The sequence below is a fragment of the Mycobacterium sp. KBS0706 genome, from assembly GCF_005938675.2.
GTDB lineage: Bacteria > Pseudomonadota > Alphaproteobacteria > DSM-16000 > Inquilinaceae > Inquilinus.
This window is the reverse complement of the sequence record NZ_VCCH02000080.1, coordinates 17,531-37,682: the sequence shown is the minus strand read 5'-3', so window position 1 is coordinate 37,682 and position 20,152 is coordinate 17,531. Positions and strand designations below refer to the sequence as shown.

Annotated in this window: 16 protein-coding genes, 1 pseudogene and 1 riboswitch; of the genes and pseudogenes, 6 read left to right on the top strand and 11 right to left on the bottom strand. The window is 70.0% G+C overall.

Annotation, left to right across the window (positions count from 1 at the left end):
• The 3 genes from uxuA to alkB form a co-directional block, all read right to left on the bottom strand.
• On the bottom strand, window positions 1–650 hold a 650-nt coding region (gene uxuA, locus FFK22_RS31515), incomplete at its 3' end, for a mannonate dehydratase (protein ID WP_143956898.1).
• A 13-nt stretch (window positions 651–663) separates the two neighbouring features.
• Window positions 664–1,437, bottom strand: a complete 774-nt coding sequence (locus FFK22_RS31510) for an SDR family oxidoreductase (protein WP_138888038.1) — start codon at window positions 1,435–1,437, stop codon at window positions 664–666.
• A 44-nt stretch (window positions 1,438–1,481) separates the two neighbouring features.
• Window positions 1,482–2,135 carry a DNA oxidative demethylase AlkB gene (alkB, locus tag FFK22_RS31505; protein ID WP_138888037.1) on the bottom strand — a complete coding sequence of 218 codons (654 nt, stop codon included), beginning with the start codon at window positions 2,133–2,135 and terminating at the stop codon, window positions 1,482–1,484.
• A 150-nt stretch (window positions 2,136–2,285) separates the two neighbouring features.
• Here alkB and FFK22_RS31500 point away from each other — a divergent pair, with 150 nt between their 5' ends.
• Window positions 2,286–2,927 carry a glutathione S-transferase family protein gene (locus FFK22_RS31500; protein ID WP_138888036.1) on the top strand — a complete coding sequence of 214 codons (642 nt, stop codon included), beginning with the start codon at window positions 2,286–2,288 and terminating at the stop codon, window positions 2,925–2,927.
• Window positions 2,928–2,931: 4 nt separating this feature from the next.
• On the opposite strand, the gene FFK22_RS31495 is transcribed toward FFK22_RS31500, so the two are convergent.
• Window positions 2,932–4,773, bottom strand: a complete 1,842-nt coding sequence (locus FFK22_RS31495; protein ID WP_138888035.1) for a chloride channel protein — start codon at window positions 4,771–4,773, stop codon at window positions 2,932–2,934.
• A 194-nt stretch (window positions 4,774–4,967) separates the two neighbouring features.
• Between FFK22_RS31495 and FFK22_RS31490 the strand changes: the two genes are divergently transcribed.
• Window positions 4,968–5,126, top strand: coding sequence for a DUF3309 family protein (locus tag FFK22_RS31490; protein ID WP_138888034.1), 159 nt, complete (start codon window positions 4,968–4,970; stop codon window positions 5,124–5,126).
• A 13-nt stretch (window positions 5,127–5,139) separates the two neighbouring features.
• Here the strand turns inward: FFK22_RS31490 and hrpB are convergent, their stop codons facing one another.
• The 3 genes from hrpB to FFK22_RS31475 all read right to left on the bottom strand — a co-directional run bounded on the left by hrpB (window position 5,140) and on the right by FFK22_RS31475 (window position 10,129).
• Window positions 5,140–7,557 carry an ATP-dependent helicase HrpB gene (gene hrpB / locus FFK22_RS31485; RefSeq protein ID WP_221938994.1) on the bottom strand — a complete coding sequence of 806 codons (2,418 nt, stop codon included), beginning with the start codon at window positions 7,555–7,557 and terminating at the stop codon, window positions 5,140–5,142.
• A gap of 17 nt (window positions 7,558–7,574) precedes the next feature.
• Entirely contained in the window at window positions 7,575–9,350 is a 1,776-nt protein-coding gene (locus FFK22_RS31480) for an SLC13 family permease (RefSeq protein WP_138888033.1), read from the bottom strand.
• A gap of 83 nt (window positions 9,351–9,433) precedes the next feature.
• Window positions 9,434–10,129: a hypothetical protein gene (locus tag FFK22_RS31475; RefSeq protein ID WP_138888032.1), complete on the bottom strand. Its 696-nt coding sequence runs from the start codon at window positions 10,127–10,129 to the stop codon at window positions 9,434–9,436.
• Window positions 10,130–10,362: 233 nt separating this feature from the next.
• Between FFK22_RS31475 and lysS the strand changes: the two genes are divergently transcribed.
• The 4 genes from lysS (at window position 10,363) to mmsB (ending at window position 16,380) form a co-directional block, all read left to right on the top strand.
• Window positions 10,363–11,874: a lysine--tRNA ligase gene (gene lysS, locus FFK22_RS31470; RefSeq protein WP_138888031.1), complete on the top strand. Its 1,512-nt coding sequence runs from the start codon at window positions 10,363–10,365 to the stop codon at window positions 11,872–11,874.
• Window positions 11,875–12,427: 553 nt separating this feature from the next.
• Entirely contained in the window at window positions 12,428–13,489 is a 1,062-nt protein-coding gene (chvE, locus tag FFK22_RS31465; RefSeq protein ID WP_186002745.1) for a multiple monosaccharide ABC transporter substrate-binding protein, read from the top strand.
• Between the two features lie 140 nt (window positions 13,490–13,629).
• Entirely contained in the window at window positions 13,630–15,144 is a 1,515-nt protein-coding gene (gene mmsA / locus FFK22_RS31460; RefSeq protein ID WP_138888114.1) for a multiple monosaccharide ABC transporter ATP-binding protein, read from the top strand.
• 12 nt (window positions 15,145–15,156) lie between these two features.
• Window positions 15,157–16,380 carry a multiple monosaccharide ABC transporter permease gene (gene mmsB, locus FFK22_RS31455; RefSeq protein ID WP_138888030.1) on the top strand — a complete coding sequence of 408 codons (1,224 nt, stop codon included), beginning with the start codon at window positions 15,157–15,159 and terminating at the stop codon, window positions 16,378–16,380.
• Between the two features lie 161 nt (window positions 16,381–16,541).
• Here mmsB and thiD read toward each other — a convergent pair whose 3' ends face one another.
• From thiD to rtcA, 4 genes and pseudogenes are all read right to left on the bottom strand, one after another.
• Window positions 16,542–17,342, bottom strand: a complete 801-nt coding sequence (thiD, locus tag FFK22_RS31450; RefSeq protein WP_138888029.1) for a bifunctional hydroxymethylpyrimidine kinase/phosphomethylpyrimidine kinase — start codon at window positions 17,340–17,342, stop codon at window positions 16,542–16,544.
• Entirely contained in the window at window positions 17,339–18,001 is a 663-nt protein-coding gene (thiE, locus tag FFK22_RS31445) for a thiamine phosphate synthase (protein ID WP_138888028.1), read from the bottom strand. The genes thiD and thiE overlap by 4 nt, the downstream gene beginning before the upstream one ends.
• A 61-nt stretch (window positions 18,002–18,062) precedes the next feature.
• Window positions 18,063–18,158, bottom strand: a riboswitch (TPP riboswitch).
• Between the two features lie 57 nt (window positions 18,159–18,215).
• Complete coding sequence (locus FFK22_RS31440; protein WP_138888027.1) at window positions 18,216–18,998, bottom strand: hypothetical protein; 783 nt, start codon at window positions 18,996–18,998, stop codon at window positions 18,216–18,218.
• A gap of 86 nt (window positions 18,999–19,084) precedes the next feature.
• Window positions 19,085–20,124, bottom strand: a pseudogene (rtcA, locus tag FFK22_RS31435) (RNA 3'-terminal phosphate cyclase).
• Between the last annotated feature and the right edge of the window lie 28 nt (window positions 20,125–20,152).

The window sequence follows — 20,152 nt, the reverse complement described above, 5'->3', positions numbered from 1 at the left end:
AGGAAGGCCTTGTAGCTGGCGCGGAAATCATCGGCGGTGATGCCGGCATAGGCGGCCAGGCGCCGCTCGAACCCGGCCCGGTCGTTGACCGCGCCGGCCACGCCCGGCAGGCCGGCGATGATGGTCTTCTCCAGCCCGGCCCGCTCGCTCTCGCTCATCGCCGCGGCGCGGTCGCGGGCGCGGGCCAGCACCTCGGGGCGATGGTCGGCCTCGGCGCCTTTGCGCTTCAGGATGAAGGCGTCATAGGCGGCCATGTCGACGGCGTCGAAGCGCAGGGCATAGCCGGTGGTGGGCAGCCGCCACATCAGGTTGGTGCGGGTCCAGTCGACCACCGGCATGAAGTTGTAGCAGATGGTCCTCACCCCGGCGGCGGCGACATTGCGCAGCGACTGGGCGAAGACGGCGGTCACCTCGGCCGCGCCGGCGCCGCCGATCTTGACCGCGTCCGGCAGGGGGATGCTCTCGACCACCGACCAGGCCAGGCCCGCACCCTCGATCACCGCGCGGCGCTCGGCGATCTCCTCGGCCGGCCAGACGCTGCCGTCCTGGCGGTGATGCAAAGCGGTGACGATGCCGCTGGCCCCCGCCTGCTTGACATGGTCCAGCGTCACCGGGTCGTTCGGCCCGAACCAGCGCCAGGTCTCCTTCATCGTCTCCCGCCCTTCATCGCGTGTTGATCTTGTTGCGGCCGACCAGCGGATACTGCTCGACCTCGTACACTTGGCCGGTGACCGGCGCCGACCGGTCGGACAGCCAGAACACCGCATGCTGCGCCACCTCCTCCGGCCGCAGGATGCGCCCCGTGGGGGCGAGGGCCGGCGGGATGTGCTCGGCCCAGTCGTCGGGCCGGCCCTCGCGGCGCTGGATGGCGCGCTCGGTCTCGGTCAGGGTCCAGCCGACATTCAGCTGGTTGACCCGGATGCGCTCGGCCGACAGCCCGTCACCCAGGTTGCGCGTCATCGTCATCAGCGCCGCCTTGGACATCGAATAGACCAGCAGGTTGTCCTGGCCGCACAGGGCGTTGACCGAGCCGATATTGACGATGGCGCCGCCGGTGCCTTGGGCGCGGAAGGCGCGCACCGCCTCGCGGCACAGCAGCAGGGGCGCGCGGGCGTTGACGGCGAAGATGGCGTCGAAGGCGGCCTCGTCGGCCTGCTCCAGCGTGGTGCGGGCCAGGGACGCGGCGTTGTTCACCAGCCCGTCGATCCGGCCATGGGTGCGCCGCACGGCGTCGATGACGGCCGCGGCCGCATCGGGCGCGGTCACATCGGCCAGCACCGAGGCCACGCCGCCCAGATCGACCGCGGCCTGGGCCAGCGCCTCCGTCTCGATGCCATGCAGCACCACGGTGGCGCCTTCGGCCTGCGCCGCCCGGGCGATCGCCAGGCCAATGCCGGAGGAGGACCCGGTGACCAGTATGACCTTGCCTTGAAGCATCGCGCCGCCCGCTCCCTGCAACCGACCCGGACTTCATAGCGGGATCAGAGGGCCTTCCGAAAGGTCAGGTTGATCCGTAGGCGGCCGAGCAGCGCATGGCTGCCGTCCGGCAGCGGGGCGACGCCGTGGAAGGCCAGCCGCGCCGGGCCGCCCCAGACCGCGACGTCGCCATGCTCGACCCGCACCCGGCGGGTCGGGTCGCTGCGCTGCAGCCCGCCGAACAGGAAGGTCGCGGGCAGGCCCAGCGACACCGAGACGATCGGCGCGCCGGTGTCGCGCTCGTCCCGGTCCTGGTGCAGCGACAGGCGCGAGCCGGGCTCGTAGCGGTTGATCAGGCAGGCATCGGGCGCGAAGGGGCCGAAGCCCGCCTTGATCGAGGCGGCGTCGGCGAGGGCGGCGAAGACCTCGGGCATCTTTGGCCAGGGGCGGCCGGCGATCGGGTCGTCGGGGTCGTAGCGGTAGCCGCTGCGGTCGCTGACCCAGCCGACCTGGCCGCAATTGGTCATCGCCACCGACATGCGGTAGCCGCCGGGCGTGACCAAATGGCGGAACGGCGCCGCGGCCTCGACCGCCCGCACCGCCGTGACCAGCGCCTCGGCCTGGTCGCGGGCGAAGCCGCGCAGGAGGAAAGCCCCCTCGGCCAGGGTCTCCTGGTCCGGGCCCGGCCCGGGAAGGCTGTCGAACAGATCGGCCGTCATGCTCCGGCTCCCGTCATGCGATGCCGCCACCCTGTCTGTTTGCGCCGCGGCCGCCGATCCGTCCCTTGCGCTCGAATTCAACGCAAGAAGCGGAGTGGCCGAACCTCGGCGCGGTGCGATCCTGTCGGCCTCACCTGCCCGAGGACGCCCATGATCACCCTCTACGACTACCTGCCGTCGCAGAACGCCTACAAGGTCCGGCTGCTGCTGTCGCAGCTGCAGCTTCTGTACCGCACCGAGATCATCAGCATCTTCGAAGGCGAAGGCCAGCGGCCCGAATACCTGGCCATCAACCCGACCGGCGCGGTGCCGGCGATCAAGCTGGACGACGGGCGGGTGATCGCCGAATCCAACGCCATCCTGGTCTTCCTCGCAGACGGCGCGCCCTATCTGCCGGACGACCGCTTCGCCCGGGCCAAGGTGCTGCAATGGCTGTCCTTCGAGGGTGACTATGTGCAATCGACGATTGCGACGCTGCGGCACTGGGTCATGACCGGCAAGGCGGCCCGCCGTCCGGCCGCGCTGGTCGAGGCCAAGCGCGAGGGCTCGCTGAAGACGCTGGCGATCCTGGACCGGGAGCTGTCGCAGCGCCCCTGGCTCGCCGGGCCGGCCTACAGCGTCGCCGACATCGGCGTCTTCGCCTATGTCCACCGGGCGGAGGAGGCGGATCTGCCGCTCCCCGATTTCCCGAACGTGACGGCCTGGATCGACCGGGTGCGGTCGCAACCGCGCTTCCTGGCCGAGACCTTCCCATACTCCATCGACCCACACTCGGCGAAGGAATTGCCGTGAACGGTCACTCGGTCGAGCGGAACCAGCGCTCACCGACATCCTCGGCCCGGCGGCGCTCCAGCTCTTCGCTGTAGCGGCGCAGGGCGTAGGCCTCGCTGACATAGCCGATGATCCGCCGCTCCTGCGCGTCGCTGACCACCGGCAGGGTCTCGGTCTCGGCCGCCTGGAACAGCTCCAGCGCCGTGCGGATGGTCTGGCCGGGCAGCAGGATATAGGCGGCGGCCTGTCGCAGCGTGCCGATCTCGGCGGTCTCCGCCTCGGCGTCGTGGTCGGCATTGTGCGCATCGGACACCTGCACCATCCCGGCGGCCCGGCCGGCCGAGTCGGTGACGAAGACGCGCTGGGTCGACCCGACCGGGAACTGCTTGCGGAAATCGGCCACCGTCGTCGTCTCCGGCACGCTGCGCGCGTCGCGGCGCATCAGCCGGGCGACGGTCAGGTCGCGGATCCAGCCGACATCCTGGGCGCCGCGGATCGCCTCGCCGCGCAGATGGAAGCGCCAGGTGGCGAAGGAATAGCCGAACAGATGCCGCACCACCGCGGCCGCGACCACCACCCCGACCATCACGCCGATGGTGACGGAGAAGTCGCCGCTCAGCTCCAGCGCCAGGAAGGTCATGGTCAGCGGCCCGCCGATCACCGCGGCGGCCATCGAGGCCATGCCGACCAGTGAATAGGCGAGGTGCTCGACCGGATGGCCGGGCAGGGCCAGCGCCGTCAGCTGGGCCAGGATGCCGCCGAACAGCGCGCCGGTCAGCAGCGAGGTGAAGAACAGGCCGCCGCGAAAGCCGGCGCCCAGCGAGATCGCCGCCGCGGCGGTCTTGGCCACCAGCAGCAGCGCCAGCGCGGTCAGGGGCGGCGCCAGGGTCAGGTCGGCATACAGCGCGCCGTGGCCGGAGCTCAGCACCTCCGGGAAGCGCAGCGCCATCAGCCCGACGATCAGCCCGCCCACGGCGGGGCGCAGCACCTGCGGCAGGGCCAGCCGGCGCATCGCCCGTTCGGTCCAGGTCACACCCTGCATCATCAGGATGCCCAGGCCGGCGCAGGCCAGGCCGACCAGGACGAACAGAGCATAGTCGGCGGCATGCAGGCCGGTGGTCCAGGTCACCTCCAGGAACGGGCCTTCGTCCAGCAGCACCCGCTCCACCGCCGTGGCCGCTAGCGCCGCCGCCACCACAGGCGCCAGCGTCGCCGCGGTGTAGGCGCCCATGATCAGCTCGAAGGCGTAGAAGGTGCCGGCCAGCGGCGCGTCGAAGGCGGCGGCGATGGCCGCCGCGGCGCCGCAGCCGACGATGGTGCGCAGGTCGGCCCGGCGCAGCCGGAAGATCTGGCCGATGCGCGAGGCGAAGCCGCCGCCGATCTGGGTGTAGCCGGCCTCCATGCCGACCGAGGCGCCGACGCCGCTCGACATCAGCGTGGCGCCGGCGACGACGAAGCCGTCGCGCAGCGACATCCGGCCGCCATAGAGGGCGTTGGCCTCGATCGGGTCGACCGGCGGGCGGGGGCGCCAGCGGCTGATCGCCCACATCACGCCGCCGAAGGCGAGGCCGCCCAGCACCGGCACCAGCACGGTCAGCAGCGGGCTGGTGTCGATGCTGGCGCTCAGGCGCTGGCCGTCCGGCAGGCGGAACAGCAGCTCGTGCATGAGCTGCAGCGCCCAGCGCAGGGCGACGACGCCGAGGCCGACGATGACGCCGATCGCCACCGCCAGCAGCGGCAGGGCGATCTCGTTGGCGCGCACGGCGCTGCGCAGCCGCGTCCACAGGTGCAGGCGCAGCAGCTGCCGGCGCAGGAACGGGCGCCGGGACCGGGAGATTGTCGCGTCTTCGGCCTGGGGTGTGGCCATGGTCGTCGCCGTGTCGGGAGGTCCCGTCCTTGTGGCCGAGCCCGGCTGGCGGCGCAAGGGATCCGGGCTCGACGAAAGGTCGCAACCCGCCTCCGGCCGCGCCGGTGGCGGGACGCAGCGGAGCGCGGCCCGACGGAACTGAAACTCCCAGTCGCTATTGAGAGAATCACCACGAACAACGGCGAGGTGCCGTCATGGGTATCGGAACCATCCTGCTGATCATCCTGATCGTCCTGTTGATCGGCGCCTTCCCGTCCTGGCCGTACAGCAGCGGCTGGGGCTACGGCCCCAGCGGCCTGCTCGGGGTGGTCGTCGTCGTCCTGCTGGTCCTGGTCCTGATGGGACGGATATAGCCGGGCGGCCGCTTCAGCTGCCGCGCGGCTTGGCCCGCGCGGTGGCCGGGGCGGCCAGCGGATCGTCCGGCCAGGGGTGTCGCGGATAACGGCCGCGCATATCCTTGCGCACCTCGGCATAGCTGCCGGCCCAGAAGCCGGCGAGGTCGCGGGTCACCTGCAGCGGCCGGCCGGCCGGCGACAGCAAATGGATCGCCACCGGCACCCGTCCGCCGCCGACGCGCGGCGTCTCGGCCTGGCCGAACATCTCCTGCAGCTTGACCGCCAGCACCGGTTGGGCCGGGTCGGCGTAGTCCAGCGCCGCGCGGCGGCCGCTGGGAATCGGGATCGTGGCCGGCGCCACCGCGTCCAGGGCGCGCTGCCGCTCCCAGTCCAGCGCCAGGATCTGCGCCAGGTCGAGCCGGTCGAGATCGCTGCGGCGCCGCATGCCGCCGAGATGCGGCCTCAGCCACTGCTCCAACGTTTCCATCAGCGCGGCATCCGACCAGTCGGGCCAGGCCTCGCCCTCCAGCGCCCGGGCGAAGCCGACGCGCCGGCGCAGCGCCACAGCGCCGTCGCGCCAGGGCAGGGCGTCGAGGCCCAGCCGCCGCACCCCCTCCAGCAGCGCCGCGGCGACGGCGGCGGGATCCGGGTTCGGCAGCGCCGCATCGGCCAGCACCAGCGCGCCCAGCCGGCGCTGGCGGCGGGCGGCCACGGCCTGTTCCGCAGCATCCCAGGCGACGGTCTCGACCCAGGCGATGCGGTCGCCCAGCACCGCCTCCAGCGTCGCCTCGTCCAGCGGCGCTGCCGCCAGGATGCGGGCCTCGCGCCCGGCATCGTCGGTCTCGGCAATGGCGAGGTAGTCGGCGCCGGCCAGCGGGTCGCTGTCCCGCAGCACCGCGCCGCGGCCATTGGCCAGGAGGAAGCTGCCGCGTCCGCCCGGCCGGCGCCGGGCCACGCGGTCGGGATAGGCCAGCGCCAGCAGGCTGCCGGCATCCCCGCCGCCGCCCTTGAGGTCGAAGCGCCGGGCGATGTCGCGTGCCGCCTCGCGCAGCCGGGAGACGGTCGGGTCGCCGCGGTCGCGATTAAGCATCTCGAGCGAGGCGCGCAGATCGGTCTCGGGCGATGGCCGACGGCCTTCCAGGATCGCCGCCAGCTCCGCCGCAGTGCCGCCGACGCCCCCGGCCTTGGCGCGCAGCACCATATGGGCCAGGCGCGGATGCAGCGGCAGCCGGGCCATCTGCTTGCCATGCGCGGTGGGCCGGCCGTCGGCGTCGATGGCGCCGAGATCGGCCAGCAGCGCCCGCGCCTGGGTCAGCGCTGCGGCCGGCGGCGGGTCCAGCCAGGCCAGGTCGCCGCCGCCCCACAGCGCCAGCTCCAGCGCCAGCGGCGCCAGGTCGGCGACCAGGATCTCGGGCGGGTCGAACGGCGCCATGGCGCCTTCGCCTGCCCTGGCCCACAGGCGCCAGCACACGCCCGGCTCGGTGCGGCCGGCGCGGCCGCGGCGCTGGTCGGCGGCGGCGCGGGCGATGGTCACCGTCTCCAGCCGGCTCATGCCCGTCCGCGGGTCGAAGCGCGGCGCCCGGGCCAGGCCGCTGTCGATCACCACCCGCACGCCTTCGATGGTCAGGCTGGTCTCGGCGATGTTGGTGGCCAGCACCACCTTGCGCGTCCCGGCCGGCGCCGGGCGGATCGCCTGGTCCTGCGCCGCCCCAGGCAGGTCGCCATAGAGCGGCGCCACGACCACGCCGTCGCCGATTCCGGCCAGCTTCGCCTGGACCCGGCGGATCTCGCGCGCGCCGGGCAAGAACACCAGCAGGCTGCCGGTCTCCTCCGCCAGCGCGTCGCGCACCGCCCGAGCGACGGCATCCTCGATGGCCTCGCCCGGGCGGGGCGGGCGGTGATGCGTCTCGACCGGCCAGGCCCGGCCCTCGGAGGTGACGATCGGCGCGTCGCCCAGCAGGCGTGCCACCGGCCCGCCATCCAGCGTCGCCGACATCACCAGCAGGCGCAGGTCGTCGCGCAGCTCTGCCGTCTCCAGCGCCAGGGCCAAGCCGAGATCGGCGTTCAGGCTGCGCTCGTGGAATTCGTCGAAGATCACGGCGCCGACACCCTCCAGCGCCGGGTCGTCCTGCAGCATCCGGGTCAGGATGCCTTCGGTCACCACCTCGATCCGGGTGTCCGGGCCGACCTTGCGGTCCATCCGGATGCGGTAGCCGACCGTGTCGCCGGCCCTCTCGCCCAGCAGCGAGGCCATGTGGCCGGCGGCGGCGCGGGCCGCGATCCGCCGCGGCTCCAGCATCACGATCTTGCCGCCGCCCAGCCAGGGCTCGCCCAGCAGCGCCAGCGGCACCCGCGTGGTCTTGCCGGCGCCGGGCGGCGCCTGCAGCACGGCGCGGCCGCGCTCGACCAGTGCGGCGCGCAAAGGCGGCAGCGCGGAGTCGATCGGCAACGGGGGAAGGTGCAAGGTCACGCGGTGAAGGGCCAGACGATCGGGATCAACAGGACCGAGACGACGATGATGATGGCGTCGAGCGGCAGGCCGACGCGCCAGAAATCCGACACCTCATACCCGCCCGGGCCCATGATGAGGGTGTTGTTCTGGTGGCCGAAGGGGGTCAGGAAGTCGCAGCTGGCGCCGATCGCCACCGCGATCAGGAACGGGTCGGGGCTGAGGCCGAGCTGCTGGGCGATGCCGATCACGATCGGCGCCATGATCACCACGGTCGCGGCATTGTTCAGCATCGGGGTGACGGCCATGGTCGCGGCCAGCACCACGGCTAGGACCAGATGCGGCGGCAGGTCCTGGGCCAGAGCGGCGATGCCGTCGGCCAGCAGCTGCGCCGTGCCCGTGGTCTCCAGCGCGCCGCCGACCGGGATCATCGCGCCCAGCAGCACGATCACCGGCCAGTCGATGGACGTGTACAGGTCGCGCAGCGGGATGGCGCGGCCGGCCAGCATGCCCATCACCGCCAAAGCGAAGGCGATGGTGGCCGGGACATAGCCGGTCGCGGTGGCGCCGATGGCGGCGATGAACAGGGCCAGCGGCAGCCATAGGTTGCGGCTGCGCAGCGTCAGCCGGCGCTGGGCCAGCGGCAGGCAGCCCAGCGCCTGCAGCGTGTCCGGCAGGGTGTCGGCATCGCCCTGCAGCAGCAGCACGTCGCCGGGCTCGATGGCGATGTCGCGCAGCCGCCGCTTCACCGCATGACCGTGGCGCGATACCGCCAGCAGGTTCACCCCGTGGCGGCGGCGCAGGTCGAGATCGGCCGGGCTGGCCCCGCGGATCCAGGCATTGGCCGGCACCACCGCCTCGGCGGTGACCAGGTCGCGCAGGCCGCCGGCCTCCGGTGGATGCTCGGCCGCCAGGGTGATGTCGCCATCGCCCAGCGCCTGCTCCAGCGCCTGTGTGTCGGCCTGCACCATCAGCAGGTCGCCGGGCGCCAGATGCTCCAGCCTTATCAGCCCGGCGACGCGGCGCTTGCCGCGGACGATGCCGAGCACGACGATCCGGCCCTTCTGCGCCTCCTCGAAATGCATCACCGAGCGCCCGGCCATCTTCGACTTCGGGGTGACCTCGACCTCGGTGGCGTAGCGGCTGATCTCGAAGCTCTCCTCCTCCGCCCGCCGGCCGCGGCGGCTGGACGGGATCAGCCGCCAGCCGATCAGCAGCATGTAGGCGAGGCCGGCGATCGTCAGCGCCAGGCCGACCGGCGCGAAGTCGAACAGACGGAACGGCTCGCCCACCGCCTTTTCGCGGAAGGTCGAGATCAGCAGGTTCGGCGGCGTGCCGATCAGGGTGACGGTGCCGCCCAGCAACGTGGCGAAGGACAGCGGCATCAGGATCGCCGAGGGCGAATAGCCGGCGCTGCGGGCGCCCTGGATCGCCACCGGCAGCACCAGCGCCAGCGCCCCGACATTGTTCATGAAGGCCGAGATCAGGGCGCCGAAGCTGCACAGCACCACCATCTGGGCGAAGCGGCCGTCGGCGACGCGCGCCAGGGCCGCGACCATGCGGTCGACCGCGCCGGACAAAGCGAGCGCCCGGCCGATCACCAGCACCGCGGCGACGGTGACGACGGCGGGGTTGCCGAAGCCGGAGAAGGCGTCGTCGGCCTCGACCAACCCCAGCAGCACGGCGGCCAGCAGCGCCCCGAGCGCCACCAGGTCGAAGCGGATGCGGTTCCACACGAACAAGGCCAGGGCCGCGGCCAGAAGGGCGACGATCGCGATCTGGTCCTGGGTCATCCGGCTGCGGTCCGTTCCGGCTGTGGGATTGAGTCAACGGCCCGTCGCGGTGGGCGGTTCTTCCTACACCGGATGAACGTCCGTCAGTAGCCCAGCGTCACCATCGAATAGATGTCGGTGCCCATCTCGATCGCGTCCAGCACCGGGGCCCTGCGGCCGCCGGAGACGGTGCCGCGCACCACGATCGGCCGGCCGGGGGCCAGGCGGCTGCGGTCGGGGTCCATCGCCAAAGCGAAGGCCGGGGAAAAGCGGATCACGGTCTTGTCCTTCAGGATCACGCCGTCGGGCCGGCCGGCGCCGTCGGACAGCACGAAATCGATCAGGCCGCTCTTCTCGGTCAGCATCGGCCGGGCCGGGACATAGACGGTGGTCGCGGCGGGCGCCGAGATCACCGGCGCCGGTGCCGGGCGAACCACCACGCGCGGTGGCGCCGCGGCGACCACGCGCGGTTGCGTCACCACCACCGGGGGCGGGGGCGGGGGCGGGGGCGGAGCCATGACCACGGGGGCCGGGACGGTGCGCGGGGGCGAGTAGGTCACGGTGGGCGGCGGCGGGGACACGCGGGCAGGCGCGGTCGCGATCACCTGTGGCGCGGTGTAGGCCGGCGCCGGCGCCACCGGCTGCGTCTTGGGCAAGGGCTGGGCCGCGATCATGGTGGGGCGCTGAGTGGTGGTGCCGGGCTCGGTCGAATAGGCCCACGGGGTGACATCGGTACAGCCCGCCAAGCCGGCCGCGGCGACGGTAGCCGCCATGGCCATGCGGGAAACGCTGTCTCTCATCTCGGTCGCCCTCACTGCTCACAGCCGCCGGTCGTACGATGCCGGCTTCAATATAAAAGTATGACTCAATTTCTCATAAACAGGTGTGGAACATTCGGATATCGAAAACGATCGCAGGCGTGAGAAGAAGGGGGCCATGCGCGGAACCGGCTTGCACCCAAGGGGTGCGGCGGGTAGAGGACGCGATCCCCCGATTGTCCGTCTTGTCGATCCCTGCCCCTGGAGTCCCGATCATGTCCGACAGCGTCGAGAGCGTCCGCGCCCCGCACGACGATGCCGACAACCCGCTGAAGACGCCGCGGCTGGAGAAACTGCGGGCGCTGCGGGCGAAGGGGATCGATCCGTACCCCTATCACTACGAGAAGACGGCCGACGCCGCCGGGCTGCAGGCGCGCTATGCCGAGCTGCCGGCCGAGGCGGAGAAGCCGGAGGACGTGGTCCGCATCGCCGGCCGCATCCGGGCCTACCGCAACAGCGGCATGTTCATCGACCTGCACGACGCCGGCGGCAAGATCCAGGTGTTCTGCCACAAGGACTATGCCGACCCGGCGACGCTGGAGCTGGTCGGGCTGCTCGACATCGGCGACCTGATCGGCGTCGAGGGCTTCATCCGCCGCACCAAGCGCGGCGAGCTGACCATCAACGTCCGGCATGTCGTGCTGCTGGCCAAGACGCTGCTGCCGCTGCCGGAGAAGTATCACGGCCTGACCGATGTCGAGGCGCGCTACCGCCAGCGCTACCTCGACCTGATCATGAGCGAGGAGAGCCGCGAGACCTTCCGCGCCCGCAGCCGGATCGTCAGCGACATCCGCCGCCTGCTGGAGGAGCGCGGCTTCCTCGAGGTCGAGACGCCGATGCTGCACCCGATCCTGGGCGGCGCCTCGGCCAAGCCGTTCGTGACGCATCACAACACGCTCGACATGGACCTGTACCTGCGCATCGCGCCGGAGCTGTATCTGAAGCGGCTGATCGTCGGCGGCGTGTCGGAGCGGGTGTTCGAGATCAACCGCAACTTCCGCAACGAGGGCATCTCGACCCGGCACAATCCGGAGTTCACGATGCTCGAGCTGTACCAGGCCTATGCCGACTACACCGACATGATGGCGCTGGCCGAGGATCTCTTCGCCGCCGCGGCGAAGGCGGCGACGGGCGGCACCATGGTGACCTTCGGCGAGCACCGGATCGAGTTCGGCGGCCAATTCCGCCGCGCGCCGATGACCGAACTGGTCAAGGAGGCGACGGGCGTCGACTTCCTGCAGATCGAGGGCGCCGAAGCCGCGCGGGAGGCGGCGAAGAAGCTGCAGCTCAAGGTCTCCGGCAAGGAGAATTGGGGCCAGGTGGTGGAGCTGGTGTTCGGCGAGACGGTCGAGCACACGCTGATCCAGCCGACCCATGTCACCGACATGCCGAAGGAGATCTCGCCGCTGGCCAAGGCGCATCGCAGCGACCCGCGGCTGACCGAGCGGTTCGAGACCTATGCCAATGGCTGGGAGATCGCCAACGCCTTCTCCGAGCTCAGCGACCCGCAAGACCAGTATGAGCGCTTCGCCGCCCAGGTGGCGGCGCGCGACGCCGGCGACGACGAGGCCCAGATGATGGACCGCGACTACGTCACCGCGCTGGAATACGGCCTGCCGCCGAGCGGCGGCATGGGCGTCGGCATCGACCGGCTGGTGATGCTGGTCACCAACTCGGCCTCGATCCGCGACGTCATCCTGTTCCCGACCCTGCGGCCCCGGAAGTAGCCGGGCCTGCTTCCTTCTGAACCGTCATTCCCGCGAAAGCGGGAATCTTCCGCCGTTCGAGCGTGACGAGATCCCCGCTTTCGCGGGGATGACGGGATTCTCTGGCCGAAAGCGAGCCGTCGCCCCTCCCAATTCGGCCGATTGCCTCGGTTCCGCGGCAGCGCTTGACAGCGCGATGGTGTGGCGAGAGATTACGCCAAATTGTATGAGGATTGGATCGGCAGGGCCGACCCTCAAGCAACCACAAGGCTCTGCAGTTGCGTTCACAGGGAGGAACACATGCATTTCACCACATCGACGAGGCGTCGGGCTTGATCCACCGGCGGCAGGCTGTGCGGCGTTCCGCGAGGAGCGCGCGCGGAGGTTTGCCCGTCGATCGGCGTCCCGCGGGATCGCCGGTATCGAATTCACATCGAGTCCGTGACCACGGGCGCCCGGGCTGGAACGGCCGGGTCCGCTGCGGCATCATGGGCCATCATGCGGCAACCGCGTGCCGGGATCATGCCGGAATGGCCGGCCCGGGCGCAGAAGAGTGTAGCAGAGGGAGAAAACGGTGAAGCTGATCGCATCCGTTACCGCGCTGGCGCTGGGGCTGTCCGCCTTCGCGCTGTCCGCGCAGGCCGCAGATAAGGGCCTCGTCGGCGTCTCGATGCCGACCAAGACTTCGGCGCGCTGGATCGCCGACGGCGACAACATGGTCAAGTCGCTGAAGGACAAGGGCTACGACGCCGACCTGCAATATGCCGGCGACGACATCCCGACCCAGCTGTCGCAGATCGAGAACATGGTCACCAAGGGCGCCAAGGTGCTGGTGATCGCCGCGATCGACGGCACCACCCTGACCTCGGTGCTGCAGCAGGCGCACGACGCCGGGATCAAGGTCATCGCCTATGACCGTCTGATCCGCGACACGCCGAATGTCGACTACTACACCACCTTCGACAACTTCCAGGTCGGCGTCCTGCAGGCCGGCTCGCTGGTCGATGCGCTCGGCCTGAAGGACGGCAAGGGCCCGTTCAACGTCGAGCTGTTCGGCGGCTCGCCGGACGACAACAACGCCTTCTTCTTCTACAACGGCGCGATGTCGGTGCTGCAGCCCTACATCGACAGCAAGAAGGTGGCGGTGCCGAGCGGCCAGATGGGCATGGACAAGGTCGGCATCCTGCGCTGGGACCCGAACACCGCCCAGGCCCGCATGGACAACCTGCTGTCGGCCTATTACGGCGACAAGAAGGTCGACGCGGTGCTGTCGCCCTATGACGGCCTGTCGATGGGCATCATCGCCTCGCTGAAGGCGGTCGGCTACGGCACGGGCGACCGGCCGCTGCCCTTCGTCTCCGGCCAGGACGCCGAAGTCCCGTCGGTCAAGTCGATCCTCGCCGGCGACCAGTACTCGACCGTGTTCAAGGACACGCGCGACCTCGCCAAGGTCACCGTCGACATGATCGACGCCGTGATGTCGGGCAAGGAGCCCCAGGTCAACGACACCAAGACCTACAACAACGGGGTCAAGGTGGTGCCGTCCTATCTGCTGACGCCGGTGCCGGTGACCAAGGACAACGTCCAGAAGGTGCTGGTCGACAGCGGCTACTACAAAGCCGACCAACTGAAGTAATCTGACGTGCCCCCAGGGCCCCGCGCCTCCGGGCGCGGGGCCCTGCCGTTGCGTCTGCCGCGGTCTCCGCGGCAGGCCGGCGCCCGTGGCGAGCGGAGCCTGAGGTGGATACGAGTAACCCCGTCGATACGATCCTGGAGATGCGCGGGATCACCAAGACGTTCCCGGGCGTGAAGGCGCTCAGCAACGTCAACCTCGCGGTCAAGCGCGGCGAGATCCATGCCGTGGTCGGCGAGAACGGCGCCGGCAAGTCGACGCTGATGAAGGTGCTGTCCGGCGTCTACCCGCACGGCTCCTATGAGGGCGAGATCCATTTCGAGGGCAAGGAACGGCATTTCCGCTCGATCTCGGACAGCGAAGAGACCGGCATCATCATCATCCACCAGGAGCTGGCGCTGGTGCCGCTCCTGTCGATCGCCGAGAACCTGTTCCTCGGCAACGAGGTGGCGACCCGCGGCGTCATCGACTGGAACGAGACGCTGGTCCGGGCCCGGACCCTGCTCGGCAAGGTCGGGCTGAAGGAGAACCCGGCGACGCTGGTCACCAATATCGGCGTCGGCAAGCAGCAGCTGGTCGAGATCGCCAAGGCCCTGTCGAAGGAGGTCAAGCTCCTGATCCTCGACGAGCCGACGGCCAGCCTGAACGAGAGCGACAGCGACGCCCTGCTTGAGCTGCTGCTGGAGTTCAAGCGCCAGGGCATCTCCTCGATCCTGATCTCGCACAAGCTGAACGAGATTACCAAGGTCGCGGATTCGATCACCATCCTGCGCGACGGGTCGACCATCGAGACGCTGGATGCGCGCGGCGGCGCGGTGAACGAGGACCGCATCATCAAGGGCATGGTCGGCCGCGACCTGACCGACCGCTACCCCGAGCGCGAGCCGAAGCTGGGCGAGACCCTGCTGGCGGTGAAGGGCTGGAGCGTCTACCACCCGCTGCATGCCGACCGGCAGATGATCAAGGGCGTCGACCTGCATGTCCGCGCCGGCGAGGTGGTGGGCATCGCCGGGCTGATGGGGGCCGGGCGGACCGAATTCGCCATGAGCGTCTTCGGCAAGTCCTACGGCCAGAAGATCACCGGCACTGCCACCATGCACGGCAAGCCGGCCGACCTGGCCACCGTGCCCAAGGCGATCGCCGCCGGCCTGGCCTATGTCACCGAGGATCGCAAGTCGCTGGGCCTCGTGTTGATCGACTCGATCCAGCACAACATCCCGCTGGCCCATCTTCCGGGCGTGGCCCGCCGTGGCATCATCGACGAGATGCGCGAGCTGGGCGTCGCCTTCGACTACCGGCGCAAGCTCAACATCCGCTCCTCCGGCGTGCAGCAGCGGACGGTCAACCTGTCCGGCGGCAACCAGCAGAAGGTGGTGCTGAGCAAGTGGCTGTTCGCGGAGCCCGAGGTGCTGATCCTCGACGAGCCGACCCGCGGCATCGACGTCGGCGCCAAATATGAAATCTACACCATCATCAACCAGCTGGTGGCGGCCGGGAAAGGCGTCATCATGATCTCGTCGGAGATGCCCGAGCTGCTCGGCATGTCCGACCGGATCTACGTCATGAACGAGGGCCGCTTCGTCGCCGAGATGCCGGCCAGGGAAGCCTCTCAGGAAAGCATCATGCGGGCGATCATGCGCTCGAAAGAACGGGTCTAGGGAAGTACGGCAATGACCACCGACACCACCGCCCTGCAGGGTCGCGCGAACAGCCGGATCGGCGAGTTCCTGAAGAACAACATCCGCGAATACGCGATGCTGCTGTCGCTGGTCGCGATCATGGTGTTCTTCCAGGTCGCGACCGACGGCCGGCTGTTCACGCCGCTGAACCTCAGTAACCTGATCCAGCAGAACGCCTACGTCATCGTGCTGGCCTTCGGCATGCTGCTGGTCATCGTCAGCGGCCATATCGACCTGTCGGTCGGCTCGATCGCCGGCTTCGTCGGCGCGGTCGGCGGCGCCATGATGGTGTGGCAGGGCATCGACCCCTGGCTCACCGCCATCGCCTGCCTGGTGCTGGGCGCGGTGATCGGGGCGGGCCAGGGCTATTTCATCGCCTACCGCAAGATCCCGTCCTTCATCGTCACCCTGGCGGGGATGCTGGCCTTCCGCGGCCTGTGCATCATGGTGCTGAACGGCGAGCGCGCCGGGCCGGTGCCGGTCGACTTCCAGAAGATGTCCTCGGGCTTCATCGCCGAGCCGTTCGGGTCGATCCCGGAGCTGTTCACCGGCAACGGCAAGGTCTGGATCACCACGCTGCTGATCAGCCTGGCCGTGCCGCTGATCCTGGTCTGGTTCAACGTCAAGAACCGGCGCAACGAGATCCAGCACGGGGTGGAGCAGGAGCCGCTGCTGTTCTTCGTCATCAAGAACGTGGCGACGGTGGTGGCGCTGGCCGGGCTCGGCTATCTGCTGGCGACCTATAACGGCCTGCCGAACATCCTGATCCTGATGGGCGTGCTGGTGGTGCTCTATGCCTTCGTCACCACCCGCACCACTCTGGGCCGCCGCATCTACGCGGTCGGCGGCAACGAGAAGGCGGCCAAGCTGTCCGGCATCAACACCGAGCGGCTGGTGTTCCTGACCTTCGTCAACATGGGGGTGCTGGCGGCGCTGGCCGGGCTGATCACCACGGCGCGCCTGACCTCGGCGGTGCCGCAGGCCGGCAACCAGTTCGAGCTCGACGCCATCGCCGCCTGCTTCATCGGCGGCGCCTCGGCCTCGGGCGGCGTCGGCAAGATCACCGGCGTGGTGATCGGCGCCTTCATCATGGGCGTGATGAACAACGGCATGTCGATCCTCGGCCTCGGCATCGACCTGCAGATGGTGATCAAGGGCCTGGTCCTGCTCGCCGCCGTCGCCTTCGACGTCTACAACAAGAACAAGGTCGGCTGAGCGGCTGGCCATCCGATCGCAACAGGGCGCCCGTAATTCGGGCGCCCATTTTTATCTGTCATGCCCGGGCTTGACCCGGGCATCCAGAAGGCCTCGACGCTCTCTGGATTGCCGGGTCGAGCCCGGCAATGACAGAAAGAGGAAGGGCCCGGCCCTACCAATCACCCCCACCAGCGGTGGAAATGGTGCAGCGGGCCGTGGCCGCCGCCCACGGACAGCCGGTCGGCCGCAGCCAGCGCCCCGGTCAGATAGGTCTTCGCCTCGCGTACCGCCGTCTCCAGGTCCGGCCGTTGCGGCAGCAGGGCCGCGATGGCCGAGGACAGGGTGCAGCCGGTGCCGTGGGTGTTGCGGGTGGCGATGCGCGGTGCCGCCAGGGTCAGTGATCCGGCGGCGCTGAGCAGCAGGTCCGGGCTCTGCGCCTCCGCCAGATGGCCGCCCTTCAGCAGCACGGCCTGCGGCCCGAGCGCCAGCAGCGCCGCCGCGATCTCCGGCATCTCGTCCCGGATCTCGGCCGGCGCGCGGCCCAGCAGGTCGGCGGCCTCGGGCAGGTTCGGGGTGACCACCGTCGCCAGCGGCAGCAGCTCCTCGCGCAGCGCCGCCACGGCATCCGTGTCCAGCAGCCGGTCGCCGCTCTTCGCCACCATCACCGGGTCGACCACCACCCGGGTCAGCCCGTGCCGGCGCAGTGCGTCGGCCACCACGCGCACGATCTCGCCGGTCGCCAGCATGCCGATCTTGACCGCGTCGATCCGGACATCGGCGAGCAGGCAGTCGATCTGCCGGGCGACGAAGGACGGCGGCACCAGCTCCACCGCCTGCACGCCGCGGGTGTTCTGGGCGACCAGGGCGGTGATCACGGCACAGCCATAGGCGCCGAGGGCGGAGAAGGCCTTGAGGTCGGCCTGGATGCCGGCGCCGCCCGAGGGATCGGTGCCGGCGATGGTCAGCACGTTGGGGATCATCGCGCCCGCCCTTCCGCCACCGCCGCGGCGATCGCCCGGGCCGCGGCCTCCGGATCGGCCGCGGCGCAGATCGCCGAGACCACGGCGACGCCATCCGCTCCGGCCGCGATCACCCCGGCGGTCCGGGCCGCGTCGATGCCGCCGATGCCGACCGTGGGCAGCGGCACCAGCCGGCGCAGGTCCCGGAACCCGTCGACCCCGATCGCCGGCCGCGCCCCGGCCTTGGTGGTGGTGGTGAAGACCGGACCGATGCCGGCGTAGTCGGCGATTTCGGGATCGACCACCCGCGCCTCGGCCGCGTCATGCACGGTGACGCCGACGATCCGGCCGGGGCCGAGCAGGCGCCGCGCCGTCGCCGCCGGCATGTCGCGGTCGCCGAGATGGACGCCGTCGGCCTCCACCGCCAGGGCGACGTCGACCCGGTCGTTGATCACCAGGGGGATGCCATGCGGCGCCAGCACCGCCTGCAGCGCCCCGGCCGCGGCGATCAGGTCTCGGCTGGTGGCGTCGGGGTCGCGCAGCTGCACGATGGTGACGCCGCCCCGGGCCGCCGCCGCAGCCACGGCGGCGATGCCGCGCGGCCCGCTCAGCCTCGTGTCGGTGACCAGATAGACCGACAGGTCGAAGCGCCGCCTCGGTTCCGTAGCCTCTGCACCCATTCCGCTCCTCCGCTGCCGGCGGGGGATGTCGGCGATCGATCCTGAGGATCCGGGGCCCGGTGCGGGCATCGCGTGACGGCTCCCTTCGCTGGCATGACCCAGATCAGGTTCGACGGGTATGATCTCAGCCCGTTCCCGGGCACCCCGTGTCACTTCCGGGCCGAGGCTCGCAGGGCGGGGGGCGCGATGTCAAGCGCACCGGCCCTGCGCACTTTCAGGCCGAACCTTCTATCTGCGCGATGAGTTTCTGCAGTTCAGCCAAGGCCGTGTGTTCTGCTGATTTGCCGTACACGCGAACAAACCAGTCATTCTGCTTTTCTAGGTAAGCGACACGGGCTTTGCGATCGGAGAGCGTTTTGGGCGGGAAGAACATCATGAACGCCTGCCACGCAGTGATCGACACCATAACCAGTTCCTGAATGCACCCTTCGAGGAGATCCGGCACGAGCAGTGGCCCCATATGGGCGTCAGCATTCGGCTCAGGTCGGAGCATGGCGAAGCCTGCAAAGGTCGGATGGCCGCACAGGACGCAAAGCCGCTTGTAGTGCGCCTCGCGTTTCCTGCCGGTGAAGCCGTCTCGTCGATCTAGCTTGTCGCGAATTTTGCCCGGCCTGAACATGCTTTGACGCTTGTCCTCGGGGGTCATCTTCCATTCTTGCACCAGCTTCGGGTCAGTTCGCAGATAATCGAGCAGCCATCCGCTCTCCATGATGTAACGGATCTGCAAGCCGGACGACTGGTAGTAGCCGCCAAGGAGTAGCTTTAAGGCCGAAGCCATTGAGTTGAACACGCTGGCACCGATGAGTGCCACGATCACCTGATCCTCGCTCATGTCGGGCGTGTTCGTTCGGACGTATTGGAGCATATCCATGCAGGTCTCGATCATGGAGACGTGAAGCGACATATCTTCACTTGCCTCAATGAGCGCGACCGATTTCACGCGGAGCTCTTCTTCGCCGAGATGCAGGAGGGAGAGGTTTTCGGGAATCGTAACCATAGTCGCCTATTTAGGTTGAAGGATAGAATCGAGTCTCAATTTGATTCTCGATTCTATCAATTTCATATCGAACGATCTGGGCCGCGCTATGCCGCCTCCTTCTGCGTTCGTCCGTCCACCGTGACCAGCATGCTGCGGCCGGTGTGGCGGGTCACCACGATCCGGGGGCCTAGGAAGGCCTCGATCATCGCGATGTTGGTGCGGGTGTGCGGCGTCGGCGCCATCGTGACGAAGCGGCCGCCGGCGCCCAGCGCCATCGGCAGCAGCAACTGGTCCGCCAGATGCGGCCCGACCGGGGCGCGGCTGGCGAGATACTGCCGCACCGCCTTTGCCGTCGCGGCGGCGACATCCTCCGCCGGCAGGCCGGGCTGGCCATGGCCGGTGAAGACCTCGGTCGCGTGCTCATGCGCCACCGTCACGGTCAGGCAGTTGCCCGGTCCGTCGGCGGCGACGGCGCGGGCCGGGGCCAGCGCCTCTGCCCGCCAGCGCAGGGCCTTGGCGACGGTCACGGCCTCCCGCGTCGCGATGTGCAGCGGCAGGTGGGTGACCACCGCCTCCACCTGCTGCGACACCAGGGCGCCACGCCGCTCCAGCACCAGCGGTGCCGGCTTGCCGCGCGGCATCACCTCGACCTCGACCACGCCGCCGCCCGCCGGATAGAAGCCGTGCCGGCGCAGCGCCGCCCGGGCGTGGAAGCCCATGCGGTGCAGCAGCGGCAGGAAGGCGCGCTCGACGAAGTCGAAGCTCGGGGCTGCCATGGCATGAGTGCCGCCCTGCAGCCGCAGCCGCGACGGGGCGTCCGCCAGCGCCAGCGGCAGCAGCACGGTCTGCAGCACCAGCAAGGTCGATCCGGCCGAGCCGATGGCGAAGTTGTACGCGCCGGCGGCGACCGGCCCGGCGCGAAGCCGAGCGCGGTCGAGCCCAGCTCGGCCCCTGTCACGGACGCCCGGCCGATCTCGGCGGCCGCCTTCACCGCCGTGAGGTGCTGGCGCAGCAGGCCCGGCTTGGCGCGCCCAGCCCGGATCTTCTCGATCCGGAACGGGGTGCCGGTCGCCAGGGACAAGGTCAGGGCCGAGCGCAGGATCTGCCCCCCGCCCTCGCCCTGGGATCCGTCGATCGTGATCATGGTCGGTTCTTTCGTTTCTTGTTGAGAC